Annotated in this window: 18 protein-coding genes and 1 pseudogene; 6 read left to right on the forward strand and 13 right to left on the reverse strand. The window is 44.9% G+C overall.

Annotation, left to right across the window (positions count from 1 at the left end):
- The first annotated feature begins 104 nt into the window (after positions 1 to 104).
- The 6 genes from QYZ87_04775 to QYZ87_04800 all read left to right on the forward strand — a co-directional run bounded on the left by QYZ87_04775 (position 105) and on the right by QYZ87_04800 (position 6,174).
- A complete protein-coding gene (locus QYZ87_04775) occupies positions 105 to 548 on the forward strand; it encodes a helix-turn-helix domain-containing protein (protein MDN4753846.1) in 444 nt (147 codons plus the stop codon).
- 3 nt (positions 549 to 551) lie between these two features.
- A complete protein-coding gene (locus QYZ87_04780) occupies positions 552 to 2,096 on the forward strand; it encodes a hypothetical protein (protein MDN4753847.1) in 1,545 nt (514 codons plus the stop codon).
- 22 nt (positions 2,097 to 2,118) lie between these two features.
- A complete protein-coding gene (locus QYZ87_04785) occupies positions 2,119 to 2,520 on the forward strand; it encodes a DUF1320 family protein (protein MDN4753848.1) in 402 nt (133 codons plus the stop codon).
- 1 nt (position 2,521) lies between these two features.
- Positions 2,522 to 5,116, forward strand: a complete 2,595-nt coding sequence (locus QYZ87_04790) for a DUF935 family protein (protein MDN4753849.1) — start codon at positions 2,522 to 2,524, stop codon at positions 5,114 to 5,116.
- Positions 5,117 to 5,245: 129 nt separating this feature from the next.
- Complete coding sequence (locus tag QYZ87_04795; protein ID MDN4753850.1) at positions 5,246 to 5,743, forward strand: phage virion morphogenesis protein; 498 nt, start codon at positions 5,246 to 5,248, stop codon at positions 5,741 to 5,743.
- Positions 5,740 to 6,174, forward strand: a complete 435-nt coding sequence (locus tag QYZ87_04800; protein MDN4753851.1) for a hypothetical protein — start codon at positions 5,740 to 5,742, stop codon at positions 6,172 to 6,174. Before QYZ87_04795 ends, QYZ87_04800 begins: the two co-directional genes overlap by 4 nt.
- On the opposite strand, the gene QYZ87_04805 is transcribed toward QYZ87_04800, so the two are convergent.
- The 13 genes and pseudogenes from QYZ87_04805 to QYZ87_04865 form a co-directional block, all read right to left on the reverse strand.
- Positions 6,171 to 6,398, reverse strand: coding sequence for a hypothetical protein (locus QYZ87_04805; GenBank protein MDN4753852.1), 228 nt, complete (start codon positions 6,396 to 6,398; stop codon positions 6,171 to 6,173). The two genes, QYZ87_04800 and QYZ87_04805, sit on opposite strands and share 4 nt — an antisense overlap.
- 118 nt (positions 6,399 to 6,516) lie before the next feature.
- Positions 6,517 to 6,903 carry a hypothetical protein gene (locus tag QYZ87_04810; protein ID MDN4753853.1) on the reverse strand — a complete coding sequence of 129 codons (387 nt, stop codon included), beginning with the start codon at positions 6,901 to 6,903 and terminating at the stop codon, positions 6,517 to 6,519.
- Positions 6,904 to 6,915: 12 nt separating this feature from the next.
- Positions 6,916 to 7,083 carry a hypothetical protein gene (locus QYZ87_04815; protein ID MDN4753854.1) on the reverse strand — a complete coding sequence of 56 codons (168 nt, stop codon included), beginning with the start codon at positions 7,081 to 7,083 and terminating at the stop codon, positions 6,916 to 6,918.
- A 3-nt stretch (positions 7,084 to 7,086) separates the two neighbouring features.
- Positions 7,087 to 7,782 carry a DUF3164 family protein gene (locus QYZ87_04820; GenBank protein ID MDN4753855.1) on the reverse strand — a complete coding sequence of 232 codons (696 nt, stop codon included), beginning with the start codon at positions 7,780 to 7,782 and terminating at the stop codon, positions 7,087 to 7,089.
- A gap of 7 nt (positions 7,783 to 7,789) precedes the next feature.
- A complete protein-coding gene (locus QYZ87_04825) occupies positions 7,790 to 8,305 on the reverse strand; it encodes a hypothetical protein (GenBank protein ID MDN4753856.1) in 516 nt (171 codons plus the stop codon).
- Position 8,306: 1 nt separating this feature from the next.
- Complete coding sequence (locus QYZ87_04830) at positions 8,307 to 8,642, reverse strand: hypothetical protein (GenBank protein MDN4753857.1); 336 nt, start codon at positions 8,640 to 8,642, stop codon at positions 8,307 to 8,309.
- A gap of 21 nt (positions 8,643 to 8,663) precedes the next feature.
- Positions 8,664 to 8,933, reverse strand: a complete 270-nt coding sequence (locus QYZ87_04835) for a hypothetical protein (GenBank protein MDN4753858.1) — start codon at positions 8,931 to 8,933, stop codon at positions 8,664 to 8,666.
- 196 nt (positions 8,934 to 9,129) lie between these two features.
- Positions 9,130 to 9,738, reverse strand: a pseudogene (locus QYZ87_04840) (master DNA invertase Mpi family serine-type recombinase).
- The gene (locus QYZ87_04845) at positions 9,738 to 9,944 is read right to left on the reverse strand and encodes a hypothetical protein (GenBank protein ID MDN4753859.1); all 207 of its coding nucleotides are present in this window, start codon (positions 9,942 to 9,944) and stop codon (positions 9,738 to 9,740) included. Before QYZ87_04845 ends, QYZ87_04840 begins: the two are co-directional and overlap by 1 nt.
- A gap of 43 nt (positions 9,945 to 9,987) precedes the next feature.
- A complete protein-coding gene (locus tag QYZ87_04850; GenBank protein ID MDN4753860.1) occupies positions 9,988 to 10,605 on the reverse strand; it encodes a hypothetical protein in 618 nt (205 codons plus the stop codon).
- Between the two features lies 1 nt (position 10,606).
- Complete coding sequence (locus QYZ87_04855; GenBank protein ID MDN4753861.1) at positions 10,607 to 11,491, reverse strand: ATP-binding protein; 885 nt, start codon at positions 11,489 to 11,491, stop codon at positions 10,607 to 10,609.
- Between the two features lie 24 nt (positions 11,492 to 11,515).
- Positions 11,516 to 11,707, reverse strand: coding sequence for a hypothetical protein (locus QYZ87_04860; GenBank protein MDN4753862.1), 192 nt, complete (start codon positions 11,705 to 11,707; stop codon positions 11,516 to 11,518).
- Positions 11,708 to 11,751: 44 nt separating this feature from the next.
- Entirely contained in the window at positions 11,752 to 13,743 is a 1,992-nt protein-coding gene (locus tag QYZ87_04865) for a hypothetical protein (protein MDN4753863.1), read from the reverse strand.
- Between the last annotated feature and the right edge of the window lie 71 nt (positions 13,744 to 13,814).

The following is a 13,814-nucleotide window of genomic DNA, read 5'->3' on the forward strand; positions in this document are numbered from 1 at the left end:
GTTGGCAACTACCTTCTAACACTCATAAAACCAGTGCCATAGTGGCACTACTTTTTTCTTTTGGGGCTTTTTCAGCTCAATTTTGCAGTAAAGATTTAGAGATTATGGCACAAATGACGAATGCCCAAAAGAAGGAGTGGGCAAAACTCCTTTACACAAAAGAGCACCTCCCGCAGGTAGAAATTGCCGAGCGGGTGGGTGTATCGCCCGTTACGGTGAATCGATGGATCAAGCGGGAGAACTGGGAGCTCCTACAGGCGAGCCTGACGGTAACTCGTGAGGAGCAGCTCGGTCACCTCTACAGACAGGTGGCGGAGCTCAACAATAACATCAGTAATCGTCCAGAGGGAGAGCGATTTGCCAACTCCAAGGAGGCTGATGCCATCAATAAGCTTGCGGCCGCTATCGATAAGATGGAGCGGGAGACTGGGCTGGGAGAAATCATCAGCTCCTTTCAGCAGTTTCTGAGTTTTCTAAGGGTAACCGATATGGACCTTGCCAAACGATTTATACCGCTGATGGACGCATTTATCAAGAGCAAACTATAGGCTATGGCAAAGAGACTAACGGCAGATGATAAGAGGTGGCTACAAGAGTGGGAGGAGACCAAACTGGGCATCCTCAATTCGGCAGTGGTCGATACCACCGAGAGCGAGAGCGATAAGCACAAGCGAATTAAGCGACTGGAGGCAAACGATGAGGAGTGGTTCGCCTACTACTTCCCATCTTACTACTCCGCCAAGCCAGCTAAGTTTCACATTGATGCCACCAAGCGCATTATGGCCAATGCCCGATGGTACGAGGTGCGGGCGTGGTCGAGAGAGCTCGCCAAGTCCACCCGCACGATGATGGAGGTGATCAAGCTGGCACTAACTGGTGAGATGCGCAATATCCTCCTCGTATCTAACTCTAAGGACAATGCCGACCGCCTCCTCACCCCTTATCAGATTACGCTCGAGTACAATCAGCGTATCATTAATGACTACGGACAGCAAGCCAAAATAGGTGCATGGGAGGAGGGCGAATTTACCACCAATGGCGGGGTGAGCTTTAGGGCGATAGGTGCGGGCCAATCCCCTCGTGGTACACGCAATGAAGCGGCACGCCCTGACTGCATCCTCATCGATGATATCGATACGGATGAGGAGTGCCGAAATCCCGACCGCATCAAGACCAAGTGGAAGTGGATCGAGGAGGCTCTGATACCTACACGATCTATAAGTGGCAATTTCCGAGTTGTTTTTTGCGGAAATGTCATCGCCAAGGATTGCTGTATCACCCGAGCTATGGAAAAGGCTAATTATGTGGACATTGTTAATATCCGTGATGCCAATGGCAAAAGTTCCTGGCCAGAGAAGAATAGCGAGGAGGACATTGATCAAGCTCTATCCATAATGTCTATGGTGGCGATCCAGAAGGAGTACTACAATAACCCAATCACAGAGGGCGAAGTATTCAAGGAGATCACCTGGGGTAAGTGTCCGCCGATGAAGTCGCTCCCATTTATCGTGGTGTACGGTGACCCATCACCGAGCAATAAGAGCGGGAGAAAAGCCAAGGGAGCGTCGCATAAGGCAGTCATCGCTGTAGGTTATCAAGCGGGTAAATATTACGTCTATGATGCTTGCCTCGAACAAACGAAGAACAGCGACTTTATCCAATGGTACTACGATATGCGGGCAAAGTATGGGGGTAAAACGGTGGTCTATTATTTCATCGAGAATAACTCCCTGCAGGATCCTGTGTGGGAGCAAGTGCTTCAGCCGCTAGCCGTGAAGCTCGGTGAGAATCAAGGCGGAATGATACCGATTATCACCGACAGCACCCGTAAGGGAGATAAGTATGCCCGCATCGAGGCGACGCTGGAGCCTCTCAATAGACAATCGAGGTTGGTATTTAATATCGACGAATCGGGTAATCCCAACATGCAGCGACTCGAAGAGCAGATGCTGGCAGTATCGCCAGGTCTTCCCGCCCCTGCCGATGGACCCGACTGCTTGGAGGGTGCGATTTTCCAAACCAATGTAAAATTATCGAGTGTATCGACCGATGCTATCATCATCGGAGGAGCTCGCAGAAATAGTAAAAGGTATTGAGATGTATATAACAATCGAAGAGATGAAAACACACCTCTATAAGGAGGATGTGGACCTAATCAGTGGTGGTGATGACACCATCATGCTGGCGGCGATCGATACCGCCACGGCAGAGATACGGAGCTACCTCGGGAAATATGACCGAGAAGCCATCTTCAGTGCGGAAGGCAAGGAGCGTAATGCACTACTTTTGACCTTCGCAAAAGATATTGCGGCTTGGCACTTCCTAACGCTCTGCAATGTGGGAAGCGACCTCGATTTTAGACACGGCAGGTATGCCCGTGCCATCGACTGGCTCAAGGCGGTGCAAAAGGGTGATGTAAGCCCAGACCTCCCGATGCCTGACGAGGATGGCGATGGTGAGCCCGACCAGCCTACCACTTATCTATTTGGATCCAACCCTAAACGCAATAACCACTATTGATATGGCAAAGAAAAAGAGTAAAAAACCAGCTCAGACTGGCACCGTGATACAAGATTTGGTGATTAAGCCCATCCGACGCAATGTGTGGGAGGCGAGTGCTTGGCGCTCGGCACTACGTAGTGCTGACTACGGACGCACCTCTACCCTCTATGACATGTATGATGATATGCTGCTGGATCCATACCTATCGCATGGGGTGGATAAGCGTACCAATGCGGTGGCTCTCTCCGATTTGGTATTTGCTGACAGCAAGGGCAAACCTGTAGAGGTGATGGATGACCTCATGGATACGATTGCTTTTGAGGATCTACTCAAGGAGATTGCCAAGTCTCGATTTTATGGTCGCTCCGCTGTGGAGCTGAGTTTTAATGATAATGGGCTGGTGGTGGCTGGCATACCGCCAAAGCATATCTCCTTGGAGCGGAAGGGCATCATCCTTGACCTCGCTAATGAGGAGAAGGTAATCCCTTACGAGGGGGAGCGCTCGCTGATCGTGTGCGGTAAGCCTCGCTATTGGGGGCTAATCCTCAAAGGCATCCCGTATGCTATCTTTAAGCGTGGGGGCTTTGGGGATTGGGCACAGTGGATAGAGCTCTTCGGGATGCCCATGCGTATTGGTAAATACAACTCTTACGACCAAGCATCTCGGCGGGTACTCGAGCAAGCTCTTGAGCGAGCTGGTTCTGCCTCCTACATGGTAGTGCCAGACGGTGCGGAGATAGACATTCGGGAGACCAAGGCAACCAGCGGGACATCATTCGACGAGTTCAGAAAAGCATGTAACGAGGAGATATTAATCAGTCTACTCGGGCAAACGCTCACCACCATCGCAGGGGATAAGGGGGCACGATCGCTGGGTGAGGTACACATGGAGGTGGAGGAGTCGCTATTTAAGAGCGACCAGAAGTATGTGCAGCGTATCCTCAATAGTCAGGTGTTACCTTTCCTTGAGGAGCGAGGATTGCCCGTGAGTGGTGGCCGCTTTGTCTTCCCAAGCTCTATGGAGCAAACATCGGTCAATGACCTCGTTCAGCTCTCTACACTAATGGCGATACCTGAGAGTTACCTGCGGGATCGCTACGGCATACCTGCACCCGATGGAGACGAGCCAACCACAGGCAAAAAGGAGGAGAAGCCTGAAGAAGAGGAGCCGAAGGAGCCAAAAAAGGAGGAGCAACCCGATAATAAGCTGCATGATGTAACTCTTGCAGTTTCAAAAAAAAAAGCCCTGGAAGTTCCTCGGACGCCTTGGTGGCTGAGATTGAAGCACTCTATTACGGGGGACATTCAACTCGCTGACGACTACTCCATCAATATTGACAAACTCTTCGAGGAGGCACTTAAGGAGGTATACGGCGAAGCGCTGGTAGAGGAGTCCAAGAAGACCCTCTCTCCATCGCTTTTTAGAGTAACCAATGAGCCACTACAGCATGCGGTGGACTCTGCATTTGCATCGCCTGAGTTTGGCAAGCCTGAGCAAGGCTTCCTTGAACAGTTTAAGTACAATACGGGCGTTTTTGCAGCCTTTAAGGCACATGCCGAACAAAAGCTACTGGTGTCGATGCTCCTCGACGAGAAGGGCAATCTACGCTCATTTAGAGAGTTCCGCAAGGCGGTCAAGGCAGTCAATATCAAGTGGAATGAACAGTGGCTCCGCACGGAATACAATACCGCCGTACGCTCTGCACGATCGGCCGCCAACTACCAAGATGCCCTCCGATCAAAAGATACTTACCCAAATTTGGAGTATCTCGTCAGTAATGCACGAGATAAGCGGGAGGAGCACCTCGAACTGGTTGGGACCATTCTACCGATAGAGGACCCATTTTGGGATATCTACCTTCCGCCGTGGGACTGGAATTGCCAATGCAGCTTCCGCCCTACAGATAAGCCTGCAACGGGTGTGCCTAAGATCACCCAAATGATACCTCCAACATTTCAAAACAATCCGGGCAAAACAGCCGAGTTTGTTAAGCTTAACGAACACCCATACCTCAAGGGCAAGGGCGTAGCCACCTGCCCCGAGTGCCGCCGCCAAGGACTGGTGTCAGATGGCACTGGCGACGAACTCTGCCAGATGCACCAGCAGGCGAATATGATCGAACGACTACGAAGGTATGAAAACTGGGTATTTAAGCGTAAGAACTTCAAAAGTGGTGGATACTTAGAAAAGCCAGACGGAAGATACCAAAACGGCTCTGAGCAGGCGAAGAATGAAAAGGTGCTTACTATACTCGCGAAGCAATATGGCAGGAAAGTAAGGGCTTTGCCTGTCATTAATGATGGCGACAAGAATCCTGATGGATTTGACTTATCCAAAAGGGCTTTTTTGGATATAAAGGTCTTGGAAAGTATGAGTAAAACCTCAGTGCAAAACGCTATAAAGGAAGCTCAAAAGCAAAATTCTTATGAGGTTGTAATCTATATTAAATCGCCACTAATATACTCAACCATATGGGAAGGTACGAAAGCTGCTTTTCAGAAAGGGAGAGCGAAGAATATTAAACAAGTTACGTTTTTGCTCTCTGATGGAACAACAAAGAAATACAAGGTTAGTGATATCAGGAAGATTTTAAGAATAAAAAAAGAACAGTGAAGTCAGGGAATAAACCTTACTTCACTGCCAGGGGGCGCGATCGGTGTCTATGTTTTCCGATCTCACCATTCACTCAAGAGTTCTTGAGTGCACCACAAAGGTACGTAAACAATTTAATATGAACAAACAATGGATATTCAAGACTTTGGAAAAGTGATAGAAGCTAAGAAGCAGGAATTGCAAGAGTTTCTCCGCTCAAATGCTACTAAAGATATTGTGGGCACGGAAGCGGTAGCACATTTCAAAGCAAGCTTCGAGAATGAGGGCTTTACCGATGAGACCCTCAACCCTTGGAAGGAGGTGGAGCGACGGAAGCCCGAATCGCCCTGGTTTGGACACTCGGGGCAAACGAGGAAGTTTAGTCTTGAGCGGACCAGTGCACCTATCCTGAATGGCGAAACAGGCTTACTCAAAGACTCTATCCGATACACCTACCTCCCTGATGGGGTGCGTGTCTCCAATAGTGCTCCTTATGCTGCAGTGCATCAGTACGGCCAACCAGCAAAGATCTACGGCAAAAAGCCATTCACCATGCCAACACGCCCATTTATAGGGCGTAGCAAGGTGCTCATGCGTAAAATCGAAGAGAAAATATATAGTAAAATATTAGACATCGTAAAGAAATGAAACCAATTTACACCGCCCTCCTCGGGCAACTACAGACCATCACTCAGCTTAAATACATCGACATGGATACTGGCCAGCTCGAAGTGGGATTCGCGGAAACCCAGCGACCACCCATCGCCTACCCAGCCGCACTTATTACTATTTCTGTGAACCGCCAGCAGGACATTACTGAAGTCTCTCAGCTATGCAATGCGAGGGTAACTATCCGCATCGCAGATGACACCTACATGCGTACGGCAGCGCACCAATCGGAGCGGTCGAGATCACTACAGATTTACGACCTTGTGGAGGAGGTGCGGGAGTGCCTGCAGGGATTTACAGGTAAAGAATCCTTTAGTCCTCTCTCTCGTATCAGTCAGGAGCGTGAGCGACAGAGCAATGGTTTATTTGTCTATCGATTAGATTTCGAAACCACCTTTATTCAAGTTTAGTCAAAGAGCGAACGTTGGCGTGGCATCGGTGGATTGCTTTCGCTCTCTTTTGCCCGCTGCAGGTGGCGGTAGAAGGTGCGGCGGCTCATCGGGTAGATGTGCTGGACAATAGAGCGGTACACCCACTCCTTGGAGCGATCTTGCCGACCTGGCTCATAGTTCGCCTCCACAATCTCCTGTATGATCAGCGACATCTTACGTGTATTTTTGTGTACTTTTCCCATCCCATCTACCTTCTTCTCACAAATATAACGTTTATTCAGCAAAAAGCAGAGTGGGACGTGCATCACTGCATTTCCCACTCCTCATTAATCACTATACAATTATGAAAAAAAGAAATTACTAATATCCAAAACATCCCTCATAGGGGTTGCATTTTTCCTCGTTCGTGCCCTCATCGATGAGCCTTAGAGCCTCCTTCCAGCCGGGGAAGCCACCGAGGTTACGATCATCAATGTAGAGGTCGGCATACACTTTTCGGCAATCATTCGAGTAGCGCTCGAAGTTCTCTCGAGCGTTACAATTGATGTTGTCAAAGGGGATACCCTTCTCCAGCAAAAAGTTAATGGCATCGGTCTGATCTTGCCCCTCTCTGCACGTCCATATAATAAGATGATGCCCCCGCCTCTTCAGCTCCTGCATGGCATCCTTGGCTCCCCCCACCAGCACCCCCACATTGGGGTAAGGGCTGGCATTTATCACTCCGTCAAAATCTACTGCTATTATCATATCATCTTACTTTTACCACAGTTTACCTTTTCGCTCCAACAACTTCTTAACCTCGGTGGTGGTCGTATATCCAGCTCGAGCAGCGACAATTTCCAAGCATCTTTGCTGCGAAAAGCATGGTCTATTGACCTGAAAGAGGTGAACCGCATACTTTTGCTTACGCACTACTTTATCATTCATACACTACTCCTCCTTATGATCACTTTTAATCTCTGGCTCTGCATCCGTCAAAGAGAGTGGCACAGGTCGCCAAGCATTTGTCTTTGCATCTCTAATATCTAGGCGGATATACTGCTTTGTTTTTTGTGGTAGGTACGCACTTTCGATGAGCTCCACACCCTCAATAAATCGCTCATTGCCGCTCTCATTGGCATACTTTCTCAGCTGTACCACACGACTTGCCTTGAGGTTGCCTTGCTGGTCAGTAGATAGCAGTTGCAGGATCATTTGCACGAGTGTCTGACTATTATCATCATTGCCAAGGCTCTCGATGTACTCACGCACCATCGCAATGCCCTCATTTACCGTATCTAGGTAACCATCTACCGTGTTGTAGCCAATAGTGATACGTACAGTGCTATCGCTATCGGTAAAGGTGTGGCTGAATTGCCCTCCCTCCTTTAGACCAACCACATCTTGCTTCATCCGTATCACCTCCCTAAAGAGCTCTAGTACGTATGCTTTGGTAGCAGATAGCTCTCTACTCTTATCAATCAGTATTGCGGACACATCCACAAGGGTGGTATCAACCAACTGGCGGTAAGCTTCAAGATCTGCTTTCCTCTTTTCTTTAGCCTCCTCCGCTGCTCTCTTCTTTTTCATGGCGAGGTATTCCTGGTACTCCTCCGCCGTCATCTCTACCTTCTTAATCTCTTCCATACTTCATTCAATTATAATATTTACTATTTCCAACCATCTCACTCAAAGGCATAGGGCTATAGATCATCAGCTTTTTACGTTTAGGCTTTGACCGCTTTACAGTCACCTCTACCTTTTCACTCTTACGCTCTCTATTTTTCCTATTGATAGAGTACATCTTCCTACGTATCTCCTCCAACTCCTCAATTTTAAGCTGACCAAACTCCTTCCCTGCAATTCTACTATCCCTACAGAAAGCATTTACTGCATCCCAATTTCGGGTGTCAATACCATACTTTTGCAATTGTCTGAGCACTTGACCACGTTTCTTCTTAAGATCTGGATTACTTCCATAGCCACTTTTTGTCTGCTTCTTGAGCTCAACCCTTAGAGCTGTCAACTCCACCTCACTAAGTTCAGTCAGGCTATTTGTACGCCCATCACTCACTGATTCGCACATGATCTCCTTGAGATCCTCCTTACCTAATGGTCCAGCAATCCTTGTGAGCATCGCCCAGATGTCTTTGTAATCTCTTTTTACCATACTACACACCTCTATATATCATATCATTAACCTTCATAACAACCACTTGATCAAGAGCTCCTAATTCAGAAGAGGAGAGTAATTCCATAATTGAATAAATAGTGCTCGCCTCCTGTATATTAAGTGTCAATTTACATTTGCTTTTTTCCATACTGAAAAGCCTATTTTCTAACCGCTGACCTAACTTAATTGCCCTCTGAATATTAGCGAGCTCAATGATTGATCTACAAGGAATTTCACGGGTATAGATATACCAAAGGAGCATCCTCAATACCGACTCAATCTCTACTCGACTAAGATTCAACTTAAACTTCTTATGTAGTTCGATTTGCAACATAACTTTACATTCAAACTTAAATCAACGATTACTATCCAATTTTGCTCCAATAATTTCCTCTATCATTTTTGCTTTATTAGCTCCTCGTGTTCTGGTGAAAAATTCTTGCATACTTTCATTTTCTTTCATACCAGCCTGTTCACAAAACTCCAAGAGTACCTCAGGTTTGATTACTAAAAATCCCAACCCAAATGTCAAGCAATAATCAATTCCAACTGAACCAAACTCTTTGCCAAAGCCTGTCAGTTTTAACAATTTATCTACTTTATATTTCAGCAAAACCCCGTTCATTCATTAATATTCTTGCATCGTTTACGTTTACTTTTAGCTTCTTACAGCTTTGCTCAAGAGTCAATCCTTTCTTTGTCAAGTCGTAGTGAATACGATTAAGATATTCAGATTTGTCTGCTGATTTCGTGATATTATCTTTGTCATATTGTATATGATTAAACACTCCAAATTCATCTCTATATGGCTCTGTATTTTCAAGGTATCGAGCAAGTGTGTTTCTGTTAACTTTTATAATCTTCGATATTTGTCTTTTAGAAGCGTTCAATGCCAAAAGACTCACTATCAACTCATCTTTTTTAAAACATGGATTTTTTGTAATTGTACTACTCCTTCCTTTTGGTCTTCCAAGCACAGCTCCATTTGCCCGCTTCGCTTTCAATGCTTCAGATGTACGTTGTGAAATTAGATTTCTTTCAATCTCAGCTGATAACCCAAATGCGAAAGCAAGCACTTTGCTTTGTATATCATCGCCAAGCCTATAGTTGTCTTTAATTGTCCAGATGTATGCTTCCTTTTTCATGATTAGGGATAATATTTCCATAATCATAAATAAGTTTCGACCAAGCCTTGAGAGCTCAGAAGAGATGATTAAGTCATCTTTCTTGATATTTTTTAGAAGATCACCAAGTCTACGTTTGTTATACGACTTCGTTCCTGAAATTGTCTCCTCAATCCAACTATTAACCACCAGACCTTTACGCTCAGCAAATAGCTTGATTTCGTGTCTCTGATTTTCAACAGTCTGCTTATCACTACTTACACGTATGTAGCCATAAACTTTATTTATTTCAAGTTCTTTTGTCATCATACATCCCAATCAAAAAATCCTTTTTTTTTATAATTCTTTTTATCCTTATCCATCATGGCAAGCTTACTTCCCGCTGGAATCGAAAGCCAACGGTCAAAGGTTGATTTACTAATGTGAAATTGATCTTTGATATACTGCCTGTAAATTTCCACTAAGGGCAATCCCTTGTGCTCTTCCTGCACTTGCAACACAGTCCGTTGCATCTCCAACACTCGTTTATAGAAAAATCTCCTATTGTATGCCATGCTATACCTCCAATCCCCAAAAATTAGCTGCTAACTCTTCACTTACATTGATGTACTCCCCGCCACCGTATCTCCCAGTCGGAAAAGCCCTAAAGCCCTCAATTCTAAAAGCTATATTGGCATCCCTCCAAATTCTTTTCGCATCATTACCATCAGGTTGCTTTCCATCTACATGGCTCACATAGATAAATAACTTTTCTGGGTACTTCTCTTTGATCTCCTTATAATCATCAAATTTCAATCCTGCGAATTGTACCGAGTCTATCACCACAAAGTCAGGGCTATCTCTCCGCTCTAACCATTTGACCATTTCGCCAATTTCCATCTTGTCAAGAAGCACCATCTTGTTACCTGCAGCAGCCATATCCACTCGCTCCATAGCCATCTGAATCGAAAGGCTTAAACCCTCTTCAATACTGTTATAAGCCCCTTTCCCAAAGTTGGTCATATACTTAGCCAACATCATCGCAAATGAGGTCTTGCCATTTTTGGGAGCCCCGTAAATAAACCATGTGCCGCAAAATTCAGGACGACCGCATGCGGCCAACCATTCACCCTCAAAGTCGAGGGTTTTGAATTTTGCTTTAATCACATTATGGACACTCAGGGCACGCTTCATTTCACACTCTAAGCTTATTAAGTTCCACAGAAATTCTTCTCAGACACGCTCTACCCTCTCCGTCCATCGTCCCGTTCAAAATCTTACGTACATCAGCCCCCTCTGGTGCATTGGCTTTAATAATTTTCATAGCACTGGCATTGATGATCAATTTGCCATCATCGCCATCAGCAATGACCTTCCCAAATCGCTTTCCAAATCGTGAAAATATCTCAGTATATCCCACCTTCTTATTCTCTATTGCTCGCTTCATTTTTGCTTCCAATCCGTCTGCACCCATCATATAAAAGCCACACACATTCTCGGTAGCATTCCATAAAGCTTTAATCTCTAGGAAAGCATCATACTGGAGGTCTCCAGCTTCGTCCAAAATGATGAGTGGATTTTCTATGGTCTTAAGATAAAAAATCAAATCCTCATACAGTTCGCTATACTTACCAACAGTCTGTACACCAAACTCTTTGGCAATCTGCTTGATTAAGCTTCGCTTGGTCTTCACTTGACTGCAATCGATCAGCACTGCATTCTTATGATTTTTCACGTATTGAGTCGCCGTGTAGGTTTTACCTATATCAGCGAGATCACACATAATAGCACTGATGCTTTGGCGTTGGCACACCTCCAGCTGAGCGGTGATATAATCATACACTGGGGTACGCACAGGTACCCAATCAATCTCTCGCTCCACACCCACATCAAGCTTACGAGCTAGGAGAAGCCAAGTAGCATCGCTCAGCACTCGCTCTCTCTCACCATTCTTCACTCTGCTGTACTGTGCAGAGTTGATACCTAAGGATGTCGCATACTTTGCATCGCTTCCGCTGAAGTTTTTCCGACGCTTCAACATCTCTTTGACAATTCGGTTTTTTAATTCTTCAGTAATCATATTTAATCCTTGTTTATAAGTGATTTAATTCTTGCTTTTTTTCTTTCTCCTCTTTCTATCCACTCGAGTAAAAGACAATTCACCTGATGTAAAGTCTTTATCGATACGTATTTTTGCATACTTAGGCAGGACTCGAACCCAATCAATAACCTGTTTCATGGCATTACTCTTACAATCACCATCATCGAATACTCTTAAAAATTCATCCCTGGTCATTGTGGGAAACCTCATTTTCACTTCTATATCCATACTATTATTCATTACATATCACCAATCGCTTGGGCACCAAAATTCACATTCTCAATCCGAGTAAATTCATCCTCCTCATACCCCTTAGGTTGCACGCCCTCCAGTACTTCCACCTCCACATCATCCAATAGCTGTGCATCTTGAGCATCCATCCAGCCAACCTTGTAGATTTCTTTTTTTCTATCTCTTATTAATTTGTCAAACTTGGCATTACGCTTATCTTGATATAGCATATTGGCTCTATCCTCTTCTGTTTGCTCAATCTTATTTTCATTGTACTGATATTGAGTACTATTTATGACCTCACCGATATACTTACCATCTTGGTATAAGTAGGCATTTTTGATACTACCATCCTCCTCGGGTAGCCAAAATGCCGTCACCTTATAGTTATTAGGTTTAAGCCTCTTCAAATCCTCAAAATTCTTAAGTGTAAATTGCTCATACTGCAGTGGGCAGTAGTCATTGTTATAGATACTTGTGGATGTTTCATTACCGATAAACTTATATAGATAAGCTTGGTCGATGGGCTTCAGATTTGGGTTATACTGCTGGAGTAGTACCTCCTTTCGAGTCATCCCTGGGTAGGTCTTCTGCAGCGGGTGTAGCTCATTATTGTACTCTTCAATATCATTCAGGTCATCACAGATGATTGCATCTACTGAGTATTCAGGCTCTACCATATCACCATCTACTTTATAGCGAGTGCTCCTGTATGCCTCATGGCTGGCGTACCATCTACCTCTTGTGTGCCCATTTCTCTTTGAAATACCATATTTAAACTGCCTATTGGTATGTTCTGCACGCTTCTCTGTTGCAGACGAACAGAATCTTACAAAGGGGAAAAGTTCATTAAGCCAAGGGATATCTCGCATCAAGTGATTCTCCACCTCCAGCTCGCCTGGCATCGGTAGCCCCAGCTCTATGAGTTCGCAAAACATATACCGAAAGCACTCAATCACCGTATCAATCGTTGGCTTACCAACAATGTATGGAGGTCTGAAAATATAGCCACTCACCACATCCACAGCAATATATTTATATACCCACTCCTTATCGCTCTTACGGCTTATAGCCACGTCGTCCATGGTAATCTTACTCAGCGAGTATTTACCCACCTTACGCTTGTGCTTTGGTCGTCTCTTATTCACATAATCGAAGTTACCATTGCGATCATCGTATATAGAGGTATTGTTGAGCACATTCTTCAGGTAATTCCATATAGTAGCCTCGCTCACCTCGATAGCTCTACCTTTATACCGAAAGTCCTCTGGCTTGAAAATCTCCCCAGTCTCCTTATCAAATAGCTCTTTTGTACCACATACAAACTCCATGTAAATCCTATGAACATCTGTAACAAATGGCTTGTGATAAATACGATAGATAGCCAAAAATAAATTCTCCATCCTTGCACTTACCAATCTCGCTGAATCATTACCAAGGTTTTTATGTAATATCGATTGATAACCCTCTTTTATATAAGCTTTAAAAGCTCTTTCAAAGCTTCTCGCATTCTTAATTTCATCCGCTGGATAGTCATTCAATTGTTCGCCATACCATTGACACGCTTGCTTCCAAAACTTCCCCATCAGCAACCTCTTACCACTTCGTGCTCTCGCAGCTCGCTGTGTCTCCAAACCTCTTTTTACGCCCTCAAAGATGGATGCTCGATTGATATACTTTAGGATTTGATCATCATCTAACTTAGATCCATCTTCTTTCAGAAAAGAAGTGAAAAACTCCACTGCCCCTTGGTCTCGTTCAACATAAAATACAGAGTTCGTTTCAGCCTTTTGGATTTTGCCATACGCAGCCTCAATCACCTCTAAGCGATCCTTACGCTTGATGCTCTTGACATCAATAAGTGTATTACCATTGATGCCACGCTGGTAGATATCCAAATACCCACGGTAGCTATCATGGTTAAACTGTTTGTAAGTCAAACCCGCCTTACACCAATCATTCACCGACAGCACCAAAGTATTATCTACCATCTGATACATACACTACTCCTTTCTTTATTCCTTATATTTGTAGGGACTACAAATCTCTAAATGAACCATTATGATATTCA

The organism is Porphyromonadaceae bacterium W3.11 (assembly GCA_030434245.1).
Classification (GTDB): domain Bacteria; phylum Bacteroidota; class Bacteroidia; order Bacteroidales; family Porphyromonadaceae; genus Porphyromonas_A.

Bases quoted from the DNA above. Each gene is read 5' to 3' on its own strand.
- QYZ87_04820 (MDN4753855.1), bottom strand. From the start codon at position 7,782: ATGGAAGAGATTAAGAAGGTAGAGATGACGGCGGAGGAGTACCAGGAA.
- QYZ87_04845 (MDN4753859.1), bottom strand. From the start codon at position 9,944: ATGCAACGGACTGTGTTGCAAGTGCAGGAAGAGCACAAGGGATTGCCC.
- QYZ87_04830 (MDN4753857.1), bottom strand. From the start codon at position 8,642: ATGTTGCAAATCGAACTACATAAGAAGTTTAAGTTGAATCTTAGTCGA.
- QYZ87_04805 (MDN4753852.1), bottom strand. From the start codon at position 6,398: ATGGGAAAAGTACACAAAAATACACGTAAGATGTCGCTGATCATACAG.
- QYZ87_04855 (MDN4753861.1), bottom strand. From the start codon at position 11,491: ATGATTACTGAAGAATTAAAAAACCGAATTGTCAAAGAGATGTTGAAG.
- QYZ87_04780 (MDN4753847.1), top strand. From the start codon at position 552: ATGGCAAAGAGACTAACGGCAGATGATAAGAGGTGGCTACAAGAGTGG.
- QYZ87_04800 (MDN4753851.1), top strand. From the start codon at position 5,740: ATGAAACCAATTTACACCGCCCTCCTCGGGCAACTACAGACCATCACT.
- QYZ87_04860 (MDN4753862.1), bottom strand. From the start codon at position 11,707: ATGACCAGGGATGAATTTTTAAGAGTATTCGATGATGGTGATTGTAAG.
- QYZ87_04825 (MDN4753856.1), bottom strand. From the start codon at position 8,305: ATGGTAAAAAGAGATTACAAAGACATCTGGGCGATGCTCACAAGGATT.
- QYZ87_04815 (MDN4753854.1), bottom strand. From the start codon at position 7,083: ATGAATGATAAAGTAGTGCGTAAGCAAAAGTATGCGGTTCACCTCTTT.
- QYZ87_04795 (MDN4753850.1), top strand. From the start codon at position 5,246: ATGGATATTCAAGACTTTGGAAAAGTGATAGAAGCTAAGAAGCAGGAA.
- QYZ87_04850 (MDN4753860.1), bottom strand. From the start codon at position 10,605: ATGAAGCGTGCCCTGAGTGTCCATAATGTGATTAAAGCAAAATTCAAA.
- QYZ87_04865 (MDN4753863.1), bottom strand. From the start codon at position 13,743: ATGTATCAGATGGTAGATAATACTTTGGTGCTGTCGGTGAATGATTGG.
- QYZ87_04775 (MDN4753846.1), top strand. From the start codon at position 105: ATGGCACAAATGACGAATGCCCAAAAGAAGGAGTGGGCAAAACTCCTT.
- QYZ87_04835 (MDN4753858.1), bottom strand. From the start codon at position 8,933: ATGAACGGGGTTTTGCTGAAATATAAAGTAGATAAATTGTTAAAACTG.
- QYZ87_04790 (MDN4753849.1), top strand. From the start codon at position 2,522: ATGGCAAAGAAAAAGAGTAAAAAACCAGCTCAGACTGGCACCGTGATA.
- QYZ87_04810 (MDN4753853.1), bottom strand. From the start codon at position 6,903: ATGATAATAGCAGTAGATTTTGACGGAGTGATAAATGCCAGCCCTTAC.
- QYZ87_04785 (MDN4753848.1), top strand. From the start codon at position 2,119: ATGAAAACACACCTCTATAAGGAGGATGTGGACCTAATCAGTGGTGGT.